General features: G+C 71.8%; 19 protein-coding genes. 14 read left to right on the top strand and 5 right to left on the bottom strand.

What is annotated here, in order from left to right:
• Complete coding sequence (locus WMF42_RS14150) at positions 1–1644, bottom strand: tetratricopeptide repeat protein (RefSeq protein WP_437692425.1); 1644 nt, start codon at positions 1642–1644, stop codon at positions 1–3.
• A 645-nt stretch (positions 1645–2289) separates the two neighbouring features.
• Here WMF42_RS14150 and WMF42_RS14145 point away from each other — a divergent pair.
• Entirely contained in the window at positions 2290–3150 is an 861-nt protein-coding gene (locus WMF42_RS14145) for a hypothetical protein (RefSeq protein WP_061612697.1), read from the top strand.
• A 7-nt stretch (positions 3151–3157) separates the two neighbouring features.
• On the top strand, positions 3158–3682 hold the full coding sequence (locus WMF42_RS14140) for a YraN family protein (protein WP_061612696.1): 525 nt from the start codon (positions 3158–3160) through the stop codon (positions 3680–3682).
• A 115-nt stretch (positions 3683–3797) separates the two neighbouring features.
• Here the strand turns inward: WMF42_RS14140 and WMF42_RS14135 are convergent, their stop codons facing one another.
• Entirely contained in the window at positions 3798–4667 is an 870-nt protein-coding gene (locus WMF42_RS14135) for a HAMP domain-containing protein (RefSeq protein WP_061612695.1), read from the bottom strand.
• Between the two features lie 76 nt (positions 4668–4743).
• On the bottom strand, positions 4744–5565 hold the full coding sequence (locus tag WMF42_RS14130) for a HEAT repeat domain-containing protein (protein WP_437692422.1): 822 nt from the start codon (positions 5563–5565) through the stop codon (positions 4744–4746).
• Between the two features lie 175 nt (positions 5566–5740).
• On the opposite strand from WMF42_RS14130, the gene WMF42_RS14125 reads away from it, so the two are divergent.
• The 10 genes from WMF42_RS14125 to WMF42_RS14080 all read left to right on the top strand — a co-directional run bounded on the left by WMF42_RS14125 (position 5741) and on the right by WMF42_RS14080 (position 17442).
• The gene (locus WMF42_RS14125; protein ID WP_061612693.1) at positions 5741–5965 is read left to right on the top strand and encodes a hypothetical protein; all 225 of its coding nucleotides are present in this window, start codon (positions 5741–5743) and stop codon (positions 5963–5965) included.
• Between the two features lie 48 nt (positions 5966–6013).
• Positions 6014–7786, top strand: coding sequence for a carboxypeptidase regulatory-like domain-containing protein (locus WMF42_RS14120; RefSeq protein ID WP_437694273.1), 1773 nt, complete (start codon positions 6014–6016; stop codon positions 7784–7786).
• Between the two features lie 136 nt (positions 7787–7922).
• Entirely contained in the window at positions 7923–9272 is a 1350-nt protein-coding gene (gene ftsY / locus WMF42_RS14115; RefSeq protein ID WP_061612691.1) for a signal recognition particle-docking protein FtsY, read from the top strand.
• Between the two features lie 427 nt (positions 9273–9699).
• On the top strand, positions 9700–10629 hold the full coding sequence (locus tag WMF42_RS14110; protein ID WP_437692420.1) for an outer membrane beta-barrel domain-containing protein: 930 nt from the start codon (positions 9700–9702) through the stop codon (positions 10627–10629).
• 137 nt (positions 10630–10766) lie between these two features.
• Positions 10767–11570 (top strand): hypothetical protein, encoded by an 804-nt coding sequence (locus tag WMF42_RS14105; RefSeq protein ID WP_233562592.1) that lies wholly within the window; start codon positions 10767–10769, stop codon positions 11568–11570.
• 160 nt (positions 11571–11730) lie between these two features.
• Positions 11731–12492: a hypothetical protein gene (locus WMF42_RS14100; protein ID WP_061612690.1), complete on the top strand. Its 762-nt coding sequence runs from the start codon at positions 11731–11733 to the stop codon at positions 12490–12492.
• 305 nt (positions 12493–12797) lie between these two features.
• Positions 12798–14396 carry a hypothetical protein gene (locus WMF42_RS14095; protein WP_437692418.1) on the top strand — a complete coding sequence of 533 codons (1599 nt, stop codon included), beginning with the start codon at positions 12798–12800 and terminating at the stop codon, positions 14394–14396.
• Positions 14397–14407: 11 nt separating this feature from the next.
• Positions 14408–15889, top strand: coding sequence for a cytochrome c3 family protein (locus tag WMF42_RS14090; protein ID WP_233562590.1), 1482 nt, complete (start codon positions 14408–14410; stop codon positions 15887–15889).
• 108 nt (positions 15890–15997) lie between these two features.
• Positions 15998–16252 carry a hypothetical protein gene (locus tag WMF42_RS14085; protein ID WP_020735484.1) on the top strand — a complete coding sequence of 85 codons (255 nt, stop codon included), beginning with the start codon at positions 15998–16000 and terminating at the stop codon, positions 16250–16252.
• Positions 16253–16317: 65 nt separating this feature from the next.
• Positions 16318–17442, top strand: coding sequence for a hypothetical protein (locus tag WMF42_RS14080; RefSeq protein WP_061612688.1), 1125 nt, complete (start codon positions 16318–16320; stop codon positions 17440–17442).
• Between the two features lie 27 nt (positions 17443–17469).
• Here WMF42_RS14080 and WMF42_RS14075 read toward each other — a convergent pair whose 3' ends face one another.
• A complete protein-coding gene (locus WMF42_RS14075) occupies positions 17470–18366 on the bottom strand; it encodes a diguanylate cyclase (protein WP_061612687.1) in 897 nt (298 codons plus the stop codon).
• A 77-nt stretch (positions 18367–18443) separates the two neighbouring features.
• On the opposite strand from WMF42_RS14075, the gene WMF42_RS14070 reads away from it, so the two are divergent.
• Both WMF42_RS14070 and WMF42_RS14065 read left to right on the top strand, forming a co-directional pair.
• Positions 18444–19205 carry a DUF3105 domain-containing protein gene (locus tag WMF42_RS14070; protein WP_061612686.1) on the top strand — a complete coding sequence of 254 codons (762 nt, stop codon included), beginning with the start codon at positions 18444–18446 and terminating at the stop codon, positions 19203–19205.
• Between the two features lie 42 nt (positions 19206–19247).
• Positions 19248–23738 (top strand): sigma 54-interacting transcriptional regulator, encoded by a 4491-nt coding sequence (locus tag WMF42_RS14065; RefSeq protein WP_437692414.1) that lies wholly within the window; start codon positions 19248–19250, stop codon positions 23736–23738.
• A 21-nt stretch (positions 23739–23759) separates the two neighbouring features.
• On the opposite strand, the gene WMF42_RS14060 is transcribed toward WMF42_RS14065, so the two are convergent.
• A complete protein-coding gene (locus WMF42_RS14060; RefSeq protein WP_061609566.1) occupies positions 23760–24488 on the bottom strand; it encodes an SCO family protein in 729 nt (242 codons plus the stop codon).
• Between the last annotated feature and the right edge of the window lie 14 nt (positions 24489–24502).

The raw sequence follows: 24502 nt of genomic DNA, 5'->3' as shown, positions 1-24502 counted from the left end.
TCACTTGCTGCATTTCGACGTCACGACCTGCCGGTAGAAGCCCAGCTCATCGCGCCAGTACTCGCCGTCGAACGGCCAGAGCACGTGCTCGTCGTCGGGCTTCACGACGCCGTACGTGAGCGCGTCCTCCTTCGAGAGCTGCCCGCTGACGACCTGCTGATCGAGCTTGTTCCGCTCGGCCGCGGTGATGTCGATGAGGATCTTCGACGAGTCGCGGAGGTGCTCGTTGAGCTCGTCGAGGTTGCGCTGGTAGCGCTCCCGCCCGAGCGTGCCCGCGTTCCGGACCGCGAGGCTCCGCGCGAAATCGAGGGCGTCGGTCACCTCGCTGCCCACCGGGGAGTTGCGGAAGTTCGCGGGCGCCTTCTTGAACCGCGCCGCCTCCTCGTCGAGCACGCGCACGTACTCCATGTTGCGGCGGAGCTGGCGATCCGAGAGCGCGTTCTCGACGATCGGGCGGACCGTCGGCGACAGGTTGGCCTTGCCGGCGCCCACGTCCTTCAGGAACTGGAAGAAGCGCTCCTCGTTCCCCTCGCCCTGGAACCGGTTGAGGATCGCCTCGAGCTCCTTCTTGATGGGCTCGTACTTCTTCTTCATCTTCGCGACCGTGATGGTCGCGTCGCCGTACTGGCAGATCGTGAACGCGACGACGGCCTTCAGGATGTCGGCCTCGGGATAGAACGAGTTCGGGAAGTAGGGCGACTCGATCGTGTGGATGTTGCCGAGGGCCTGCGGGTACAGCCCGGCCATGAAGTACGCCCAGGACTGCTCGAAGAGGCTGTCCAGCCAGTACTCGCTCGCGACGTCGACGCGGTTCCAGTACTTGACCGCCGCCGAGAGCTTCGCGGCGTCGATCGTCGGGACGTTGTTGTCGTCGAGGCGGACAGAGGCGGAGTAGTAGGTCCGCGCCATCGAGAGGAACGCGAGGTCGCGCATGCGCGCCTCGTCCTCGACGCCCTCGACGCCGTCGTCGATCGCCTGGACGATGCGCTGGAACGACTTGACCGCCGGCACCGACTTGCGGAGCTGCACGTACGAGATGCCGCTGAAGAACTGGGCCTGGACGTAGTACTTGCTGTTGGCGTCGACCTTGGCGAAGAGGCTGATGGCCTCCTCGTAGTTCCGGTTCCGGTACTTGTAGCGGCCGAGCAGGTAGTTGAGCTGCCAGTAGAGGTCGCGCTGCTGGGGGTTGTTGAACCGCGCGATCTGCTCGGTCTTGTACTTGCCGACGCGCTCGATGATGTCCGCCGGCTCGGGGAGCTGCGTCGCGAGCTTGGACAGCCAGAGCAGCGTCTCGTTGAACTTCAGGTGGTTCGGCTTGTCGGCGATCTGCGAGAAGATCGCGTAGCTCGCCTGGTAGAACTGCAGCCGGTACAGCGCGATCGCGAGGTGGTACTGCGCGATCTGCCGGTTGCCCTCGTCGTCGCCCGTGTCGCCGTCGACGACCCGCTTGAGCTGCAGCGCGGCGTCGCTCCACCGCTCGCTGTCGAACAGCCGCTTGCCCTGCGCCGCCTGCTCGGTCATCTGGCCCGCGGTCACGGGGCCAGCATCCTCGTCGAGGTTGATCTCCTTGTTGGGCTTCGTGCCGCCCTTGGCGTCCGCCTTTTCAGCCGCGACGGGCTTACCCTTGCCCTGCGCATGCCCCATGGCGGGGGTGAGCAACAGGGCAGAAGCTACAAGGCAGATACTCGCCACCCGGTTCCGCATCGTCGTTCCTCGCTTTCGGCGACGTAAAGATCGTGGCCCCTTCGCCCCGTTCGCGGCTCCACACACCGGAAGCGCGCGCCGTAGACCCCCGAGGCGACTCGGTCGAGAACCAAAAAGTTCAATGAGAATCAACGGATACTTGCGTGTGGCCGGGGATGGTAGGATTGTGGCGCGCGGCTTGTCAAGCGATGCCAACGGTCGGCCTGCTCTACATTCCGGCCCTCAGACACCAGGCCCCGCGTCGAGCTTGGGGTGGCGCACTGCGTAGGAGTCGAGGGTGGAATTATCGAACCGGTGCGCGCTCGCTTCCTTAACAGGCTCGCCGCGCCGGCGCGTCACGACGGCCCGGTGACCGGCCGCTCCCAAGGGCGCGTCGGGCGCAGGGTCGAACGGTCCGCGCGGGCGACGCCCCACGTCGGCGGTGGCGCGCTCCATCCGGCTGTTGACGCTCCTGGCGCCCTTCGTCTAGGGTCCAACCGCTGACGTTGTGCCTTTGAGCACCTCGACTTGAGCGTTTTCTTGCCTCCCGTCCGCGCGCCTCTGCCGAGGCGATGGCGCGCACCGCCGCCGAAGGAGCACGTTCTGATGACCCGTTCCATTCTGTCCGGCCTGCTCGGCCTGCTCAGCGTCGTCGCTATGGCGAGCCTGCCCTCCGCGTGTGAAAGCGGCGGCGTGGGCGACCCGTGCCTGCCCGAAGACGAGTACGATCCGCAGTTCGCTGGCTTCAAGGTGACGGAAGAGAACATCGAATCGCGGTCCTTCCAGTGCCAGACGCGGATCTGCCTCGTGAACCACTTCCAGGGGCGCGTGAGCTGCCCGCTCGGCCAGGAGGCGCCGCCGACCTGTAACCCCGCCCAGCCCGGCACATGCACCGATTGCAGGCCGTCGGGGACCTACGCGCCCGACTGCGACCCGACGAGGGACGATGGCGGCGCCGGGCAGTGCCTCAGCGGCATGTGCGATCCGGGCGGCGCCTTCTGCCGGTGCTCCAGCGCCCAGGACTGCCCGAGCGGGGACTGGACCTGCGGCGAGAACGGGGTCTGCACGCTGCACATCTGCCACGACAACATCACCGGCTGCCAGGACCCGACCAAGTCGGCGGCGGAGAACCAGGGCAAGGCGTGCTGCGTGCCGGGGACGACGGATCCCGTCGCGTCGCCGGTCTGCGGCCAGTGCGCCGCCGACTCGGACCGGAACGCGGAGCAGGCGGTGTACTGCTCCTGCCGGTGCGGCGTGGCCGAAGGCGAGCCGGACGACCCGAATTTCAACTTCTGCGAGTGCCCGCAGGGCTTCGAGTGCTCCGAGATCCGTCCGAACGTCGGGCTCGGGGATCCGAACATCACCGGCAAGTACTGCATCAAGCAGGGCTCGCAGTTCGTGAACGAGCAGGGCTGCGGCCAGGTGCAGGGCCGCTACAACTCGGAACAGTGCGAAGGCACGCCGTAGGCACCGGGTGACGGGCGGCCGCCCCCCGCGCAGCCCTCGACGAGCGCCGGCCGATCAGGCCGGCAGCCCCCTCCCCTCAGGCGACGGATCCGATTCACACGAAGGCCGGCGCCCCGCCCGCGCGGCGCGCGCCGCGCGCGCAGGAGCGCCGCGGCCTCCCGAGCTCGACGACGCGCGGAGGGCGCTCGGGGCGCGCGCGGAGGACGCCTTTGTCGCCTACCTCGCGGCGCAAGGGATCGAGGTCGTCGCGCGCAACGCGCGGGTCGGTCGACTGGAGATCGACGTGATCGCGCGCGACGGCCCCGTCATCGCGATCATCGAGGTGCGGACGCGGGGCGCCGGCTCGTACGTGCGCGCGCTCGACAGCATCGACGCCGGCAAGCGCGCCCGCGTGCGGCGCGCGGGCGAGCAGCTCTGGCGCGCCCGCTTCTCGCGCGTGCGCGGCGTGGAGCGGATGCGCTTCGACGCCGCGTCGGTGACGTTCCTCCCCGGCGGCGAGACGAAGATCGAGCACATCAAAGCCGCGTTCTAGCCGCGGAGCGGAGACGATCCGCGCCGCCGCCGGTGAGCGGATATCAGATTTTCGGGTTGATTTCGGGGCGACTTCGATGCTGCTGCGCGGGCGCTCGAGGCGCGCGCGATCGCGGTCAGGCGTCGATCTGCTCTTGCATCTCGGCGCGGAGGCGCTTGAGCTGCGCGAGGCCCTCGGCGTCGATCTCGCGCGAGGCCTGCGGGGCGCGCGCGTCCGCCTCGAGCTTCTCGAGGATCGCATCCATCTTGGCGATCTTGGACTGCTGGCGCGCCCGCAGATCCTCGACCATCTTCTCGAACGCCTCGAAGAAGTGCTGGAGCTCGTCGCCCTTCCGCAGCCGCTCGCGCACGACCAGCTTGCCCTCGCCGACCTGGCGGAGCAGGCGCTTCATCTTGAAGATCGGACCAGCGATCTTGTGCGTGAAGACGATGCCCGCCACGCCGACGCCGAGGACGAGCAACGACAGCAGCGCGACGATGAGGCGGAGCAGCATCTGCTGGTTCTGCGCGACCCCGGCGGCATGCTGCCCGAGCGCCTCGGCGCGCTGCTGCAGCATCGCCGCGTCGCGCTCGAGCCGCGCCTGCTCGTCCTTCAGCTTGCTCTCGTCGCGCAGCGCGGCCTCGCCGAAGGTCTTCGCGAGCTCGGGGTCGTCCTTGTACTCCTTCGCGATGTTCATCGCGACGACCTCGCTGACCCGCCGGCTCTGGACGAGCACCTCCTGGCCGCGCTTGACGGTCTCCTGACCCTGACGGACGGTCTCTTGCCCCTGCTGCACCGCGCTGCGGCTCTGCTCGATGATCTTCGAGCTGGCGTTCCACAGGAGGACCCCGAGCGCGACGGAGAGCGCGAGGCTGATGCCCACGAGGAACCCCGTGTATTTGAGCTGGAATCTCTGATCGAGCAGGTAGTTCCGCGCGCTCCGCTGGTAGCGCGCTCTGACCTCCGGCGCGGAGGTCTGCGGGGCCGTGCTGGAAGCGTCGCTCATGGGATCCTCGAAGCTGGCTGGAGATGACAGGGGTCGTGACGCACTGAAAAAGCCAATGTCGAGCAACGATGATGGGTCAGAGCGAGGCGACGACCTTCTGGAAGGTCTCGACCGCGTTCTCGACGCACATCTTCATCAGGACGTTCTCGCTCTGGACGTCCTTCTTCGGGGTGCCGCTCTGCGTGAGCTTGGGCGCGAACTCACCCTGGAGCGACTTGGACGGATAGGTCCACATGCTGACGCGGACCACCTGGGTGAGGTTGCCGCCCTGGTACACGGCCGGCTCGACCGTGGCGAGGAGATAGAAGCCCTTCAGCTTCTTGCCGTTCAGAATCTTCTTGCCTTGAGCCACCGTCTCGCCCTTGGGCGCGACGGCGTAGCCGGGCCTCGCGAGGATCTTCGACTGCATCGCGGCCCGGAGGAGCGGCTCGATCTCGGACTCGGGGCGGCCGCTCTTGTTCGTGATCTCGATCGCCACGTAGTACTTCGTGTCCGCGCCCGGCGGAGGCGGCGCCGCCACGCCGCCCCCGCCGCCCGACGAGAGCGTCGCGATCGACTTCTGGATCTGCGACTTGACGGCCGGCGTCTGCTCGCGCCCCTCGGCCCGCTGCAGGCACGCGAGCCCCGCGGGCTTGCCGAGCCTGCCGAGCGCCGCGGCCGCCGCGACCTTGACCGACGCGTTGGCGTCCGAGAGGGCATCGCAGAGAGGCTTCGTCGCCGCGTCGTCCCCCGACGCGCCGAGCGCCAGCGCCGCCTGCGTGCGCACGCGGTAGTCGTCGTTGGCCTTGAGCTGCTCGGCGAGGTAGCTCGTGCGCTGTTCCGCGTAGAGCCTCGTGGGGATCAGCGAGAGTACGAGCGCCACAACCAGCAACACGAGCACAGGAGAGGGGCGACGCATTCCACGTCCGACGATACACGAGCGCATCGCCGCCGTGGCGATCGGATGATCGTACCCGCCCTCGAAATCTGGTGCGCACACGCTCGCACTTTTGCCTTGCATTCGCTCGCTCCTCGCTGCCGCCGGACTGAACGGTTTGACGCGCCCAGCGCGCGGGGCTTCAAGGTCATGAGCCATGGTGGAGCAGGGCGAACACGGCATCACGATCCACGTATCCATCGAACGTACGCGCCGTGCCGCGGCCGCAGCGCCGACGTCTTCGACGTGCACCGTCCGCTCACGTCCGCGTACGTCCGCGCTCGACCTCGCCGCGCACCGCCAGGGCGACGGCGAGGCGGGCGGGCTCGAGCTCAGAACCGCGTCGAGGCTGCTTCTCCTTGCCCGGGCGCTGCCCGCGTGACGAATAATGCGCGATCATGACGAGGAGCTCGCCGGAGGCTTTCGGGAGATGGGCGGCGTGAGGCGATGGTGGCCGGCGGTGCTCCTCGCGACGACCGCGCTCGCCGCGGCGCCCTCGGCGCACGCGCAGACGCGAGGTGCGCCGCTCCGCATCCATGTGCGGGGGAGCGCGCAGATCGACGCCGTCGCGTGGACCGAGCCCGGCGGGTTCGTCGTGCGCGGCAGCGTCGTCGACGACGCGCGGAGCGCGATCGCGGAGGCGCCGCTCTCCATCGAGGCGATCTCGAGCGGCGGCGCGCCGGTGGACCTGCCGCCGGCCGAGGGGTGCGCGGCCGACGGCGCGGCCCGCGCGCGCGAGCACCGCGCGTCGCAGGGCGGGTACGTGATCGCGACCGACGAGCGGGGCGCCTTCTGCCTGCGGGGGCGCGCGCCGCTCGCGGACGCGACGCTGCGCGTCCGCTTCGCGGGGGGGAAGCTCCACGAGCCGGCCGAGGCGAAGATCCCGATCGAGGCGTACGCGGCCCCGCTCGCGCCGGTGATCCTCCGGTTCGATCCGCCGGTGGACGCGATCGACCTCGATCGACCGACCCTCAACGTCACCGTCGCGCTCCGGATCGAGCGCCGCGGCGCGCTCGCGCTCGGCGCGCCGTTCGAGCGCGAGCGGCTCACCGTCGCGCTCGAGGACGAGCGCGGCGCGAAGCTCGCCGAGGCCCCGACCGGCGGCGACGGCAGGGCGCGGTTCGAGCTCGCGACGGAGAGCCTCGGCGGCGCCGGGCAGGGCGCGCTGCGCGCGCGCTTCGACGGGACCGACGTGCTCGCGAAGGCGAGCGTGAGCCACGGGGTCGTCCGGTACGCGCAGGTCACGCTCGCGCTCTCCCGCCCCGTCGAGCCGGCGCGCGCGGAGGACGGCGTCCCGATCGACGTCGACGTGCGCTCGTCGCGCGGCCCGGTCGAGGGCGGCGTTGTCGAGGCGCTGCGCGCGGGCGAGCCTGTCGGCGCGGCCTCGGTCATCTCGGGCAAGGCGCGCGTCATCGCCGCGTTCACCGCCGAGCGCGAGGGCACCGAGCCGATCTCGCTCCGCTACGTGCCCGCCGCCCCGTGGTGGATCCCCGGCGCAGAGCTCGCGATCGACGTGCCCGTCACGGGCCCCGGCGTGTGGCGCCAGGTGGCGCTCGGCGCCGCCGTGCTCGCGATCGCGGGCTGGGTGCTCGGCGGATGGCGGCGCGCCCCGAAGCGCGCGGCGGCGCACGCGAGCGAGGAGAAGCCCGCCGCGCCGCCCGGCCGCGCGGGGGTGCGCATCATGGGGCCGATCGACGACGCGACCGGCTGGCGCGGCGTCGTCTCCGACGCCCATGACGGCGCGCCGATCGCGCAGGCGGAGCTCACGATCGTGGTGCCCGCGTTCGACGGGAGCGGCGTCGTCGCGCGCGCGGTGACCGACGACGGCGGCGAGTTCTCGATCGAGGCGCCGCACCGGAGCGACGCGAAGCTCGTCGTCCGCGCGTCGACGCACAGCAGCTACGAGCAGGCGCTCCCGCCGCCGAGCAAGCTGGGGATCGCGCTGGTCACGCGGCGCCGCGCCGTGCTCGACCGCCTCGTCCGCTGGGCGCGGCGGCAGGGCGCCCCGTTCGAGGGTCCGCCGGAGCCGACGCCCGGGCACGTGCGCCGCGCGGCGAGCAGGGCCCAGCAGCACGAGGTGGAGCTGTGGGCGACCCGCGTCGAGCACGCCGCCTTCGGCCCCGAACCCGTGGACGAGCGCGTCGAGCAGGACCTCGGCGCGTCGGAGCCGAAGCCGGGCGTCTCGCAGCTCGCTCCTCCGTGAACCGAGCGGCGCGCGGCGACCGCCGCAGCCGCGCCGACCCGCAGTTTCGTTGGCCGGATCGGGCGCCCCCCGCGAGCGCACGTTGACGTATGGGGCGCGTCCCATATAGTCGGCTCCCTCGCCGGAGAACGCCAACGTGGAAATCGCCCTAATTATCGTCGGCCTCGTCGTGGTGGCGGCGATCGTCTACTTCATCACGAAGAAGGCGGCGCCGCCCGAGATCGAAGCGCCCCCCGGACCGAAGAAGCTCCCGGAGAAGGCGAAGCAGCCCACCGCCAAGCCGGCTGACAAGCCGCGCCCCCAGAAGGCCGCGGCGGAGGAAGCGCCTCCGGCCAAGGCGAAGGAGCCCTCGCCGCGGGAGGAGCCGCCCGTCGCGGCGCCCGTCCCCGTCGAGGTGCCCCTCGTGCCGCCCGCCGCCGAGAAGGCGGCGCCCGACGCCGCGGCGCCCGTGGTGGACGAGGCTCCCCCCGTGGTCGAGGCGCCGGTCGTCAAGCCGGCCGCGCGGCCCGCGCGGGAGACGACGCCCCCGGGCGCGCGCAAGCGCGACATCGAGGGGCTCCGCAAGGGCCTCACCAAGGTGCGCGAGAGCGAGGGGTTCTTCGGCCGGCTCAAGGCCCTGTTCGCCGGCAAGAAGGAGATCGATCCCAACGTCGTCGAGCAGATCGAAGAGGTGCTGCTGACCTCGGACGTCGGCGTGAAGACGTCCGAGCTGCTCCTCGACGAGATCCGCTCGGCGCTCAGCAGGAACGAGCTCGCCGACACGGACAAGGTCTGGGACGCGCTGCGCGAGCACGCGAAGCGGATCCTCCGCGTCGGCGCCGGCGGCGGGCTCTCGCTGAAGACGCAGCCCACCGTCGTCATGGTCGTCGGCGTCAACGGCGTGGGCAAGACGACCACGATCGGCAAGCTCGCGACGCAGCTCAAGGCCGAGGGCAAGACGGTGGTGCTCGCCGCGGGCGACACGTTCCGGGCGGCGGCGGTGCAGCAGCTCAACGTCTGGGGCAAGCGCGTCGGCTGCGAGGTCGTGCGAGGCAAGGACGGAGCGAACCCGGGCGCGGTGATCTTCGACGCGATCCAGAAGGCGAAGGACACGGGCGCCGACGTGGTGCTCGCCGACACCGCGGGCCGGCTGCACACGAAGACGAACCTCATGGAGGAGCTGGCCCGGGTCGCGCGCACGATGAACAAGGCGCTCGAGGGGGCGCCCCACGAGACGCTGCTGGTGCTCGACGCCACGAACGGACAGAACGCCATGCAGCAGGCCGCGCTCTTCAAGGAGGCGCTGCCCATCACCGGCATCGTGCTGACGAAGCTCGACGGCACCGCCAAGGGCGGCGTCATCCTGGGCATCTGCGCCGAGCACGGGCTGCCGGTCCGCTACGTCGGCATCGGCGAGCGCGCGGAGGACCTCCGCGAGTTCGAGCCCGACGAGTTCGTCGAGGCGATGCTCGGCCGCGCGAACGGCTCCGAGGACGCGGCCGCCTGACGAGCGCGCTCCGCGCCGCTCCACGTCGTGCGAGCGATCTCTGCGTCACCCCCCCAATCACTTTTCTCGACAACGGTCCAAGAAACGGGCGATGGTCCTGGGCCTCGCGCCGCCGACCCGCGCCGCTGAACCGACAGGAGACGCCATCGTCATGTACCCCCGTCGCACGCACATGGGCAGATCCGAGCCGGCGGTGATGTTGCAGTCCATCCGCAGGTCGGCCCGAGTCGATCGGGCGGTCCGTCTGGCGGCCCGCCACGGTCGTCCGTGGCAAAAGGATTTGGTTGTTGATCCTTTGATTTTCCGCGTGATATAGTCCGTCGGGCTTGGCGGTTGACCGAATTAATTAATAAATTCGAGTAGTTAGGAAGCTGTACTACCTGGGCGATCGATCGCTCGCATCGCACGGACTTCGGAAGGGATGGCGATGAACCAGGCTCGCGTGGGGCTTCTCGTTGCGGCTGCGCTGGTCGCGGTGCCGCTCACGGCGTTTGCTCAGCCAAAAGAGCAACCCAAGGAAATCAACCTCGACGAGCCAGAGACTCCTGCCGAGGGCACGGAGCCGGCGGAGGCCCCGGAGGCCCCGGCCGAGGGGGAAGGCGATGAGGCGGGGCTCGGGGACATCTGCAAGATCGACCCGACGGCGTGTCCCACGATCGACTTGAATAAGGAAGCCGCGAAGGATCTCAACAACGAGACCTACGCGGTGCAGCAGATCTACGCGCTGCGCTATCACCGCTTCGAGGTGAACCCGTACTTCGGCCTGACGATGAACGACCAGTTCGTCGGTCACAACGGCCCCGGGCTCGCGATCAACTGGTACCTGACCAACGTCCTCGCGATCGGGGTCAACGGCAACTGGTACGGCGGCCTCAACACCCCGTCGGACTTCAACTTCCAGACGAGCAGGGCGGCCCGTATCGGTGAGCCGATCACCGAGTACCAGTGGAACGCGAATGCGAACTTCACGTACGTCCCCGCGTACGGCAAGTTCGCAGGGTTCAGCGACTTCATCTTCCACTACGACTTCTACGTGCTGGGCGGTGTCGGCGCGATCTCGACGCGGCCCATCGCCGTCGTCGATCCGGACAACCGCACCTTCGACTGGAAGCCGAAGCTCGCGTTCCACGTCGGCGGCGGGATCCGCATCTTCTTCAACCGCTGGTTCGCGGCGATGGCCGAGGTCAGCGACTACATCTTCTTCGACGAACTCGAGAACCCCAGCGTCGCTCAGGGGCGCGCCCAGGACAAGAGCACGTGGCTCGCCGAGGGGAACAGCTTCACCAACAACGTGCAGGCACAGGTCGGGTTCTCGGTCTTCCTGCCGTTCTCCTGGGAATATCGGCTGCCAAAGTGAGGCCTTTGGACGTGGGGACGCGCGGACGCCGAGCGCGTGACATGAGGATGATTCAGCCAAAGACGGGGACAGGCATGATGCGTCGATTCGTCCAAAGCCTCTGCACCATGGTGGCAGGGCTTACCGGCTGTGCACTTATGATGACGGCTGCGCCCGCGGAGGCGCAGGAGATTCAGCTCACCGGCCCCCTGGCCGGTGCGCCCGCCGTGCGGAAGCTCCGGCTCCACCGCGACGGGCGGTTCGAGGTCGCTCCAGGCGCATCGTTCACGCTGCTGGACGAGTACCGGCGGACGATCATGCCGGGGATGCGCCTCACCTACCATCTTACGGACTGGCTCGGCATCGGCGCCTGGGGCGGCTACGGGTTCCAGTACAACACCGGGCTGACGGACGAGCTCCAGCGCGTGGCGATCGACGCACGCGACTGCACCAACCGGCCGTTCACGAAGGAATGCCAGCTGACCCGGGTCAACCTGACGCGGGGCGACCTGACGAAGGATCAGCTCGCTCAGATCCAGTGGGTCGCGGCCCCGCAGCTCACGTTCGTGCCCTTCCGCGGCAAGCTGGCGCTGTTCGCCGAGCTCTTCGTGGACACGGACGTGAACTTCTTCGCGGGCTACGCGGCCGTCGGGGTGAAGGAGCGCAAGCAGTGCAGCGAGAACTGCGCGACCACCTTCGGGCTCGAGAGCCGCCTGGCCTTCGCGCCGACGTTCGGCCTCGGCCTGAATTTCTACCCGTCGGACTTCCTCGGCTTCGGCGCGGAGTGGCGCGCCCTGCCGTTCGCGTGGAATACTTCGGGCTTCGACAACCACGGGCTCGGCACGGATGAGGCGTTCCCCGACAACAAGGTGGACGACAAGGACCGCGAATTCCACTTCACCAGCATGGTGACCGTGAGCTTGAGTATTCAATTCCCCACCGCCATCAAGACGACGGAGTAGACGGCTGCGCCGGCTCGGCGTGACCGAGCCGGCTCGTCCGGCGCAAGCCGGGCGAGGATCGCACCAGCCGAGGCCGCAATCGTGGCCCTCGGCGGTCGATGCCGGCGGCTACGCCGGGTAGACCGGACCGCGGCGGCGGGACAGCCACCAGAGGTCAGCGTTGGGTATTTTCGATTTTCTCCGCAAGAGCAATCCCCCCGCCGGAGGCGTCTCCTCCGACAAGAAGGTGGCCGGTCTGGCCAAGGTCGTCGCGGACAAGCGGGCCCAGACGTACGACCGCCTCGACGCCATCCAGTCGCTCGCCGCGATGAAGAGCGCCGACGCGGCGGCGGCGCTCCTCCGGCGCTTCACGTTCTCCATCGATCCCTCGATCACGGACCAGGAAGAGAAAGATCTGGCGTTCCGGGGGATCGTGGACGCCGGCAAGGATGCGGTCCCGCCCGTCGTCGAGTTCTGCCTCAAGGCCGAGGCGCTCACCTGGCCGCTCAAGGTCCTGCGGGAGGTGCTCGATGAGGCGGATTGCCGCGCCGAGCTCGTCCGCCTGCTCGATCGGTTCGACACCGAGTACGCGCGCAACGTCGAGCCGAAGCAGCAGCTCATCGTCGCGCTGGGCGACATCAAGGGCGACGACGTGCGGATCGCGGTGGAGCGGTTCCTCGAGGACGTGAACGAGACGGTCCGGTTCCACGCCGTGCAAACCACCTTCTCCCAGGACAACGAGGCGAGCGTGCCGGCGCTGGTGAAGATGCTGCCCGCCGAGGAGTCGGTGCGGGTGAAGAACAAGGTGGCCGAGGGCCTGATGGGCCGGGGCTGGACGGTCCCGGCCGAGCTGCGGGACAGCGCGAACCAGGCGCTCCAGGACTCCAACGGCTTCAGCGTCGGCCCGGACGGCAAGCTCCGGAAGGGCGCCGGCTACGGCTGACAGCGCGCTTTTTGTGACAGAGCTGCTCGTCCTGCGATCCGGTTGACAGCATCGCCGCGCGTGGACGAAACTCCGCCTCATGCTTGTTCAGCCCTCGGCGGCTGCTGAGAGCGGAGGCCGCGCACGCCGGCCCGCACCACAGGAAAGCGAGCGCAGAGTCCGTGATTGAGCACCGCTCGTCGATGGCGGAGCTCCCGTCACGACGCCCTGAGCCGCGCCCCCGCTCCGGCGGGACGCAGCCAGCAACGCCCCTACCCAGCGCGCGGTACGTCTCGCTGCCGCGCGCGCTGGCCGCCGCCTGCCTGGTGCGCTGTGCGCTCGCGCCGCGCGGCGCGGCCGCGGCCGACTTCGAGGTCGAGTCGACCACGGGCGTCCAGGCCTACGAGGTCGCGAGCCCCTGGGGGAACACGAACATCGAGCGGCGGCGCCTCCTGCAGACGCTGGGGCTCGCCGTCTACAACCTCGAGGGCGACTCTGCTCCAGGCGGGGCCGACTACTCGGCGACCCTGCGGCTCCGGCTCGACGCGGACTTCGGGGTGAACGGCCACCTCGAAGGCCCGTATCAGGGCGGCGAGACCGACTACAGCGTCGCGGGCGGCTCTCGGTTCATCCCGGGGCTCCAGGAGGCGCCGCTCGACCTGATGTACGCGTACTTCGAGGGCCGGAAGGTCGCCAGCGGCTGGCTCGGCTTCCGGGTCGGCCGGCAGTACGTGAGCGACGTGCTCGGCTGGTGGTCGTTCGACGGCGCGCTCTTCCGGGTGACGACGCCCTACTACGTCCAGCTCGAGGCGTACGGCGGCCTCGAGCAGCGCGGCGGACTGCCGCTCTCGACGTCGCGCTACGAGCGCCAGGGGATCTGGCGCGGCAGCCACCGCGGCTTCGGCAGCGACAAGACCCAGCCCGGCAGCGCGGCCGACTACCCGTCGTACCACGAGGCCGACCTGGCCCCCGCCTTCGGCGTCGCGCTGGAGAGCGCCGGCCCGAGCTTCGTCCACGGCCGCCTCACCTACAGGCGCGTCTACAACCTGGGGACCACGGTCAGCCGGCAGTTCCAGGACCAGGGCGGGGCGGTCCGCACGGTCGAGGGATCGCGCGTGTCGCAAGATCGGCTCGGGTACGCCGCCGACATCAACAAGCCGGATCTCGGCGGGATCAAGGGCGGGGTGACCTACGACTTCTACAACCAGCTCGTCGGCTCGTTCTACGGCGGCCTCGAGGTCTACGCGGGCAGCCGCGTCACGCTGGGCGCGGACGTCGACTACTTCGTTCCGACGTTCGACGCCGACTCGATCTGGAACTGGTTCACCCACGATCCCATCACCACGATCACGGGGCGGGCGGCGGTCGACATCACCCGGGAGGTGGACCTCGCGGCCTGGGGCGGCACGCGGATGTGGATCGCCGAGGGGAACCCGGAGGAGTTCGGCGCCGATCAGTGCGAGATCGCGGGGCTTCAGCGAGATTGCCTCGGGACGACGGTGCTCGATCCGTCGAGCAGCGGCGATCTCGAGGACTACGCGCGCGACGAGAAGAACCGCGCCGCGACGATCTCGACCGACGTGCTCGCGAACCTCGCGGGCCGCTACCGGACGCGCACGACGTCGGTCGAGCTCCGCGGGATGCTGCAGACCGGGGAGCGCGGGCGGCGGACGGGGGCCGATCTCTCGGGAGAGAGGCGGCTGCACGGGCAGCGCTACGCGCTCGGCGCGCGGGTGTCGCTGTACAACTGGGAGGACCCGCTCAGGCCGGACCGGGGCGCGACGTCGTTCGGGTATGTCCTCGGGGCCGGGTACCGGCCGGGCGAGGCCGCTGACTTCAAGCTCGAGTGGGAGCACGACATGAATCGGCTGGTGGGCCAGCGCTTCCGGGTCGTCGGCCTCGTGAACCTGCGGGTGGCGCCGTGAGCGAGGATCGGATGGACGCAGGACAGGACGGCCAACGCGTGGACGCAGGACAGGACGGCCGGCGCGGCGCGCGGCGGAACGAGGCGAGGTTCATCCCCGGGTGGGTCGCGATCGTCGCGTGCCTGGGCGCGCTGGCGCTCGCGATCGTGGGCCCCGAGGCGGCCGCCCAGCCGAAGCCGGCGGCGACGGCGGAGGACGACGGCGAGGAGGCGGCCGAGGGCGCGGACGACGCCGAGGAAGGCGACGCCGAGGGCGAGGCGAGCGCGAAGCCGCCGCACGGCGGGTACACGTCGGGCCTGCACCCGATGCCCGGCGACGCGGAGGTGCCGCTGGCCTGGATGCCGCCCGGGACGAGCGCGACGCCGATCCCGAGCGACGAGATCTACCCCCCGCAGACGCTGACGATCCGCTTCAACCACAAGAAGCACGTCAAGGGGCTCCGGCAGACGTGCAAGTCGTGCCACGCGGCGGCGTACACGAGCAACGCTGTGTCGGACCGGCTGCTGCCGAGGCCCGGCGAGACGTGCGACAACTGCCACGATGTCGATCACTCCGACCTCACCCAGGTGAAGGCGGGGACGAATGAGAACGGGCAGTGCGCCTACTGCCACATCGGCGAGGACGCGGGCAACGGCGGCAAGGTGGCGCCGCTCGTGCTGCCGCACGCGAACCTCCGTTTTCCGCACCAGAAGCACGTGGGCCGCAACATGAAGTGCAGCCAGTGCCACGGCCGGGTCGACAAGCTCGAGCTCGCCACGCGGGAGCAACTGCCCCGTATGGCTGGCTGCTTCAGCTGCCACAACATGAGCGGCGCGGCCCAGGGCGACGCGAAGAGCGACTGCGACGTCTGCCACCTGACGCGCCCCGACGGGCGGCTCGTGACAGCGTTCGCCACGGGCGATCTGCTTCCGCCCCGGTGGCTCCACAACGCGGGGCACACGCCCGACTGGCTCGAGCGGCACAAGCAGATCGCCGCGAACGACAGCGCCTTCTGCGGGACGTGCCACACGGACAACTACTGCACCGACTGCCACGACGGGAAGGTCCGTCCGCGCAACGTCCATCCGAACGACTTCCTGTCGATGCACGCGCAGGCGGCCCGACAGGACAATCCGCGCTGCGTGAGCTGCCATCAGCAGCAGACGTTCTGTGCAGATTGCCACCGCCGGACGGGCGTGGCGCGCGACGCGCCGAGCGCCACGCGGCCCGCGGGGCGCCGCTTCCATCCGCCGCCGGCGGAGTGGACCAACGCGCCGCGGAGCGCGAAGCACCACGCCTGGGAAGCCGAGCGAAACCTGAATGCGTGCGTTTCCTGCCACACCGAGCGGGACTGCGCGACCTGCCACGCGACCCGCGGAGCGTCAGGCGGGCAAGGGCTGAACCCGCATCCGCTCGGGTTCGAGAGCAAGTGCAAGACGGCGTTCTCCCGGAACCCGCGCCCGTGCCTCGTGTGCCATCAGTCGAGCGACACGTTCCTGCAGCGTTGCCAATGAAAAGTCAAAATCGGTCAGTATATTCCTTGCCCTGGCCTTCCGGCGACGGGTATAGCGAGGTGCGCGCGGCTTCCCTAACGATCGCCGCGAACGCCAAGGAGAACGGGCGTGAAGGAGCTGATCAAGTACCTGATCGACAACCTCTATCTCGATTTCCAAGGGGAAATCACGCTGGAGACAGTGCGGGGCTTCCTCCGCGAGGACGACGGACGGGAGGCACGCCAACTTTTGTCGAAGCTCATCGAGGAGAAGGGGGTGGACGACATGCTGATCACGCTGGCCGACTGTCTCAAGGAGCACATCCAGAGCGGGGTGAACGAGAAGGTCGTGCGCGAGCAACTCTCGCTCTACGCCGAAAGCTGAGCAGGCCGGCCCGCGCGGCGCGCCTCACTCCCCTCCCCTTCTGCCTGCTCGCGGCCCTCCCGACGGTGGGCTGCGACGTCGGCGAGGCCTCGTACCAGCCGGTCGACGCCCCGCCTGTGCAGCTGATCGAGGTGCGGGCCACGACCAGCCTCGACCAGAACTACCAGCCCGCCCGTACCGCGCTCGACCCGGCCGGCGCGACCCAGGTGCTGTCGACCGCGAGCATCGTGCTCAAGTTCGACCGCTTCCTGCTGCCGCGCTCCGTGGGCGGCGCGGCGCTCGCGGACTTCGTGTGCCTCTCGGGCGACCTGGCCACGCAGGTCACGACGCCGGCGGACTGCCTCAACCCGATCCCGCTGGCGGCGACGTACAACCCCGTGCAGCGCGAGGTCATCCTCCGTCAGGTGGAGGGCATGCAGGGCCTCGTTCCGGGGAGCCGGTACGCGCTCACGGTCCTGAAGCCCGTCGACGACGACGCGCCGTCCGGTGTCCGCGCGTTCGACGGCGCGCCGCTGCGCGACAACGTGCGCGTCGAGTTCACCGTCGCGGCGACGAACCCGCCCCAGGCGATGCCGGAGTTCAGGATGCCGGGCGGCGACTTCTACTGCCAGCGGGACCTGGAGTGCGTGGCGGCCATGTGCCCCGACGATCCGCTGTGCGGCACCTGCGTGAGGGGCGCGGCGTACGTCCTCGCCACGTGCATAGGCTGCCACGTCGAGGGGAACGCCTCGGCGGGGCTGAAGCTGAGCGTGGGGGCGCCGCTGTTCAACAACGCCGCGCCGCTCCTCGAGACGGCGATCGGGCACGCCGCGCACCAGACCCAGATCGGCGAGCACGCGTACGTGGCCGAGAAGACCCCGGAGCGCTTCGGCAGGGCCATGCCGCTCATCGACCCGAACAACCCGGGGAACAGCTACCTGCTCTACAAGATCATCGTCGGGGAGAGCGCGATCGACCCCTCGTTGACCGGCGAGGCGGCCGAGCAGCTCCGCGAGGAGACCGAGCGGCTGCGCGCCGCGTTCGTCATGGGCATGCCGATGCCGCCCCCGGAGTCGGGCCCCGTGTTCAGGTTCTTCCCCGAGCAGCCGGGCGATCCGAGCCTCACGCCGTACGTGGACGGGATGGACATCCTCTCGGCGTGGATCCTCGCCGGCGCCGCGCCGCGCGACTGCTCCACGCCGGCCCCCTGACGGCCCCGCGACGGCGCCCGCGCGCCGTCACATCACGCGATTCCGTCCGCCCTTCTTCGCATGGTAGAGCCGCTCGTCGGCACGGCGGTAGAGCTCCATCGGCGAGACCGGCGCGTCCGGCGTGACGGCGGCGACGCCGAAGCTCGCCGTGACGGCGATCTCGCCCTCCTCGAAGCGGAACGGCGTGCGCTCCACGATGACGCGCAGCTTCTCGGCGACGACGCGCGCGCTGTCGAGCGGGATCTCCGGGACCAGCAGCGCGAACTCCTCCCCGCCGACGCGCGCGAGGACGTCGTCGCGGCGGACGTTCGCGGCGGCGAGCGCGGCCATCTGGCGGAGCACCGCGTCGCCGGTGAGGTGGCCGCGCGTGTCGTTGATGCTCTTGAAGTGATCGATGTCGAACATGATGAGCGAGAGGTGGCGATGGTAGCGGCACGCCCGCGACACCTCCCGCTCGAGCGCGACCTCGAAGGAGCGCTTGTTGTGGACCTGCGTCAGCCCGTCGAAGGTCATCAGGCGGTAGATCTCTTCGTGGTACGAGAGCTCGACGTTCCCGCCCTGGATGAACTTGAAGATCGTCCGGCCGATCTTGACCTGGTCACCGTCCTTGAGCACGCGCTCGTCGACGGAGATGTCGTTCACGTAGGTGCCGTTGGTCGAGCCGAGATCGCGGACAGCGTAGCTCATCCCCGTCCACGAGATGCGCGCGTGGCGCCGGCTCACGGCCTCGTCGTCGAGCGGGATATCGGTCTGTATCGAGCGCCCGCACTCGATCGCCCCGGTGCCGAGCGCGATGCGGCGACCGAGCTCCGTGCCGTAGATCACGACCAGGCACGCGGTGCCGGGCTCCACCGGGATCGCGGGCGGCGCGATCGAGGTGCAGGTGACGAGCGTCTGCCGATGATCGTTCTCTTGCTTCGCCACGCTGGAGGACCCAAGTACACCAGAGCCGGCCTCGCAGGGCAACGCGCGTCGCGCGTCGGACATGGTAGCCTGCGACCATGAAATGCAGCGGTTTCGCGAGGATGTATGGCGCTGTCGCGGCGGCGGCCGCCGCGCTCGCCGCCCCGTTGTCCGGGTGCGGCGAGGGCGCGCCCCCGGTCGTCCACAACGAGCGCGACGCGTCGACGCCGCCAGAGCCCGTCACCCTCTTCCCGGACGCCCCGCCGCTCCCGGGAGAGGCCGAGTGCAAGGTGGTGATCCAGACGGGGATCCCCGTCCCCTCGGCGGGCCACCTGCCCGCGTGCACGCCCGTCCAGTACGCGACCAACCCGCCGAGCGGCGGAGATCACTGGGGCTCCTGGGCCGCGTACAAGCGGTACGAGGCGGAGGTGCCGCGCGAGCTCTACGTGCACAGCCTCGAGCACGGCGCGATCGTCCTCGCCTACAGGTGCCCCGCGTCCGGCTGCGCGGAGGTGACGGCGATGCTCGACGAGGTGCGGACCGAGGCCGCGTCCGATCCGAGGTGCCTCATGCTGCCCGGAGGGCCGGAGGCGCGCCTCGTCATGACGCCCGACGGCGCGCTGGACACGCCGATCGCCGCCGCGGCCTGGGGCGCCACGTACACGGCGACGTGCCTCGACAAGGCGTCGCTGTCGCGCTTCGTGGCGGACAACTACGCCAAGGGCCCGGAAGACACGTGCGGTGACGCGGCGGCTGTCGACGTGGATCGGCCGGACGGCGGCGCGCCGCGCTGCGACGGCGCGATGCCCGCGGAGACCCCCGGCGGCGACGCGCCCGGCGGCGGCACGCCGGGGCTGTAACCAGGGTTGACAGGTGGCCCGCGCGCCGGGAGCATCCGTGGGATGCTCGATCCGTCAACCCTGTCACCTCGGTTGGCAGAGCGCTTCCGTTTGCTGGAGCTCGCGGGGTCCGGCGGGTCGGCCGAGGTCTGGAGGGCCGTCGATCAGGAGCGCGGCGGCGCGGTGGCGCTCAAGGTCGAGCGGCGCGATCGCGGCGCGCCCCGGGAGCAGCGCGCCGCCGCGCGGCAGGCCCTCGCCCGCGAGGCGATGTACGCCGCGCTGGCGCTCTCGCCGCGGCTGCCGGAGCTCGTCGACGTCGGCTGGCTCGCGGCGCGGGCCGGCGTCGCGCGCATCGAGGGCGCCCCCGGCGAGGACGGACGTGCGTTCGTGGCGATGCGCTGGATGGAGGGGCAAGCCGTGGCCGAGGCGGCGCGCGGCCTGCTTGCGGACGAGCGGGCGGCGTTCGCGCTGGCCATCGCGCGCGACGCGGGCGAGGCGCTCGGCGACCTGCACGGGATCGGCCTCGCCCACGGAGACCTCAAGCCGGAGAACCTGATCCTGACGCCGGAGGGGCGGATCGGGATGATCGACCTGGGGCTCGCGTGCTCTCTCCACCAGACCTCCGTGGAGGGGGCGACGCTCAGGTACATCGCGCGGGGCGACGCGGAGCTCGGGGACGCGCGGGCGAGGGATCTGCTCGCGCTGGGGACGCTGCTCGCGGAGGTCGCCTTCCCCGGCGTGGCGGCCGCGCCGGATCCCATCGGGGCGGCGCGCGCCGCGGTGGCCACGGAGAGCGCGGCGGGGGCGCCGCTCGACGCGATCTGCAGGGCCCTGCTGTCGCCGAGCCCCGCGGCGCGCCCGTCGGCAGCGTGGGTCACCGAGTCGGCCCGCGCCGCGCTCGCCGGCGCGCAGCAGGCGCGCGGCCCCTCCGCCGGGCGGCCCGCGGGGCGCGCCGTCCGCGATCCCGGGGCGGCGTGCGCGGAGCGCGACCGGCAGGATCGTGACGCGCGCCGCGTGCGCGCCGCGTACCTGCGCCTGCGCCGGCACGAGATCGAGGCGGCGCTCGGGGTGCGCGACGACGCGGCCGCCTGGCTCGCGGACGCGTTCGTGATGGTGCAGCGAGCGCGCGCGCTCGCCAGCGCCGAGGGCGCCGGCGCGGCGCGCGCGGGCTCACCCGAGGGCGAGGCGCAGTGGCTCGGGCGGCTCGGCCCGGACCGCGTCGCGCGGTGGCTCACGGCGCTCGTGGGGACGAGCGCCGCGGCGTGGCCGATGGGGGCCGTCGCGTCCGTCCCGGAGCGCGCGCTCGCGGAGGCGCTCGTGGCGCTGTCCCGGCAGATCCCGCCGCGGGCATGGACGCTCGCTGACGTCGAGGCGGCCGCGCTCGGGAGCGGGGCGCGGCGGCGACGGAGCGCGGCGGCGACGGAGCGCGGCGGCGACGGGGCAGCGGCGGCGGAGCGCATCGGCGCCGCGGAGGCGGCGGAGCTCGCGCTCGCGATCGCGCGGGTGCCGCCGGATCCGCTCGCGATCGAGGCGATCGAGCAGCGCGACGACGCGCCCGCCAACCTGGTCGTCGCCGCGGCCAACGCGCTCCGGCTGCACGGCGACCTCGGGCGCGCGCGGAGCCTCGTGCTGCGCGCGCGCGTGCGGGACGCCGAGCAGGCCGCGCCGCTCGCCGCGGAGGTGCTGCGGCGCGCCGGGGACCGCGCCCTCGCGGAGGAGCGCGCCCGCGCCGCCATCGACGCCGACGCGGACCCGGAGGGGCGCGCGCGCGCAGTGCTCGCGCGCCTCGCGATCGACGCGGGGGCGCTGGGCGCGGCCGAGGCGCTCGCCGGGGCCGAGCTCACCGCGCCGCTCTGCGAGGCGCGGGCGCTGATCGCCGTGCTGCGCGGCGACGCAGCGCGGGCGCTCGCCGAGGTGGCGCGCGGCGAGGCGCTCGCGAGCTCCGTCGAGGAGCTCGCGCGGATGGCCTCCGTGCGCGGCTACGCGTGGCACGCGAGCGATCCGGAGCGCGCGCACGCGTCGTTCAGCGCCGCGGTCGACTACGCCGTGCGCGCCGGCGCCGTGGTCGAGGAGGCGACCTACCGGACCGGCGAGGCGGCGGCCGCGGTGGACCTCGGCGACCTCGGCGGCGCGATCGCGACCTCGACGCGCGCGGCGCTGCTCTGGGAGCACCTCTGCCGGCCGGCGCAGGCGGCGCGCGCGCTGCTCGCGTGCGCGGCGGCCTACGCCACCGCGGGCCTCGCGCACGAGACATGTCGGATCGCCGAGGACGCGATCGCGCGGGCCCGCGACGCCGGGGACACGAAGGCGGAGGCTTACGCGCTCTGGGCGATCGCGGACGTGTCCGCCGCGCGCGGCGACGGCGTCGCGGGCGCGGGGCTCGGGTCGCACGCCGGCGCGCGGGCGGCGGCGGCCCGGGCCGCTGCGCTGCTCGCCGGCGGCTCCGCGGACGACACGCTCCGGGCGGCGGCGCGGCTCCTGCGCCACGGCGCGGGCGAGCTCGACGGCGCCCGCGTCGCGGAGCTCGACGAGCTCGCGAGCAGCCCGGAGCTCGCCGCGGCGTCGCGGCTCGACTGGTGGGGGGCGCGCGCGGCGCGCGCGCTCGCCGCGGAGGACGGCGTCGCGGCGTCCGTGGCGGAGGACGGCGTCGCGGCGGCCGCCGCAGACGATGCGCCGGGCCGCGACGCGCGATCGCCTGGAGAGGGCGGCGTCCCCGACCGCGCCCTCGCGGCGCTCGCCGCGCTCGCGGGAGCCCGCGCGCCGATCGCGTCGCGCGGCCCGGCGCTCGCCGCGGCGCACGCGCTCGCGGTCCGGACCGGGCAGACGGACGTCGCGCACCGCGTGCTCGCCGCGCTCGCCGAGGCCGCGCGCGAGCTCTGCAGGCGCAACGCCGACGCGGGCTCGGCCGCGGCCTCCGCCGCATCGCCCGGCGCGCCGGAGATCGCCGCCGCGGTCCGGTCGCTGCCGTGGGTCGCCCGCGCGCGGGCGCTGCCGGAGAGCGGGCTCCGGCCCGAGCAGGCGCGCGATCTGGAGGCGCTCGTCGGCGCGCTCGGCGAGCGCGAGCGGCTCGCGCCGCTGCTCGACAGGGTCGTCGACGCGCTCGTGCTCTGGACGGGGGTCGAGCGGGGGCTCCTGCTCCTGCGCGCCCCGAACGGGCGGCTCGTCCCGCGGGCCGCGCGCAACCTGGCGCGCTCCCGCCTCGGCGCCGAGCAGCTCGAGCTGTCGCAGACGCTCGCGCGCCGCGCCCTGGAGGCGCGCGAGCCGGTGATCGCCGTCGACGCGGCGGGGGAGCTGCCGAGCGTGCACCGCAGCGTGCACGCGCTGAAGCTCCGGAGCGTGCTGGCCGTTCCGCTCATCGCGCGCGGCGAGGCGCTCGGGGTCGTCTACCTGGACGATCGCGTGCGCCGCGGCGCGTTCGGGGCGCAGGAGCTGCGGTGGGCGCGCACCATCGCGTCGGTCGCGGCGCTCGCGATCGCGGACGCGCGCGCGCAGGTGGAGCTGCGCCGCGCCGCTCGCCGCGCGGAGCGCGCCTCATCGCGGCTCGCCGAGGAGCTCGCGCGGCGCGAGGCGGAGCTCGATGTGGCGGCGCTGGAGCTGGCCAGAGCGCGCGGCGGCCGCGACACGCGCTTCCGGTACGACGCCATCGTCGGCGAGAGCGAGCCCGTACGCGCGATGCTGCGCCTCGTCGACCGCGTGACAGCGTCGGACGTGCCGGTGCTCATCTCCGGCGAGTCCGGCAGCGGCAAGGAGCTCGTGGCGCGCGCCATCCACCAGAACGGGTCGCGCGCGGCGCACCCGTTCGTGACGGAGAACTGCGGCGCGATCCCGGAGGGGCTGCTCGAGTCGGCGCTCTTCGGCCACGTGCGCGGCGCATTCACGGGCGCGGAGCGGCCGCGCGCCGGGCTCTTCGAGGTGGCGGATCGGGGCACGCTGTTCCTCGACGAGATCGGCGAGATGAGCCTCGGCATGCAGACGAAGCTGCTGCGCGTCCTCGAGGACGGCCTCGTGCGGCCCCTCGGCTCGGAGCGGGCGCGCAAGGTCGACGTGCGCGTCATCGCCGCGACGCACCGCGATCTGGAGGCGCTCGTCCGCGCGCGCGCCTTCCGCGAGGATCTTCTCTACAGGCTGAACATCATCACGATCCGGGTGCCGCCGCTGCGCGAGCGCGCGACGGACGTGCCGCTCGTCGTCCAGCACCTCCTCGCCAAGCACAGCCGCGGCCCGGTCCGGGTCACGCGCGCGGCGATGGATCGGCTCTCGGCCCACGGGTGGCCCGGCAACGTGCGCCAGCTGGAGAACGAGATCCGGCGGGCGCTCGTGCTCTGCGATGGGACCATCGACCGGGAGCACCTCTCGCCGGAGATCGCGCACGGCGGCGCGGCGCCGCGCGAGCTCGGCCTCAACGTGCGGGCGCGCATCGACGCGCTGGAGACGGAGCTCGTGCGCGACGCGCTCGCGCGCACGCGCGGGAACCAGACGCAGGCCGCCAGGCTGCTGGGGCTGTCGCGCTTCGGCCTGCAGAAGATGATCAAGCGGCTCGCGATCGCCGTGTGAGGCGATCCCGGGCGGCCGCCGCTACTTCACGAGGGCGCGGGCGTCGCGCAAGATCGCGGGGATGCCCTCGTCGTTCGCCTCGTAGTAGCCGCGAATCACGCCCTCCTGGTCGACCAGCACCAGACGCTCGCCGTGGAAGATGCTGAAGAGGCCGGGGCTCGACTCCTTCTTGCCCATCGCGATCTTGAAGCCCTTGACGATCGTCGACTCTATCTGATCGAGAGGGCCTGTCAGCAGCGTCCACCGCTCGAGCGGGAGCCCCTGCGACGCAGCGTACTGCGCGAGCACCTCCGGCGTGTCGTTCTCCGGGTCGACGGTGAAGGTGGCGAGGTGCAGCGCGCCGCCGAGATCGCGGCTCCGTTGCTCGATCTCCTTCATGCGCTGCGTGAGCTTGGGGCAGACGGTCGGGCAGGTCGTGAAGATGAAGTCCGCGATCCACACGCGGCCCCGGAGCTGCTCCAGGCCGAACCGCTGGCCCCGCTGGTCCGTCAGCTCGAAGGCCGGCAGCGGAATGCGGATCGCGGGCGGCTCGGCGGCGTGGCTCCGGACGGCGCGGCTGACGAAGAAGAGCGCGACGAGCCCGGCGAGCGAGGTGAGCGCGATCCAGAGGAGCGGCCTGCCGCCGAGCGCCGCGCGCCGGGGCCGCTGGTCGTGACCGCGCTCCGACGGAAGCGGCTGGCTGGTCGGTTGCTCGACCTCCGTGAGAGGAGGAGCGCCGTTGGCCTGGCGCGTCGGCTCCATGGACGCCATCCGGCGACGCTTAG

The sequence above is a fragment of the Sorangium sp. So ce176 genome (assembly GCF_051519835.1).
Taxonomy (GTDB): Bacteria; Myxococcota_A; Polyangia; order Polyangiales; family Polyangiaceae; genus Sorangium; species Sorangium cellulosum_G.
Note: the sequence above shows the minus strand (reverse complement) of the source record. Positions and strands in the feature narration are given on the sequence as shown.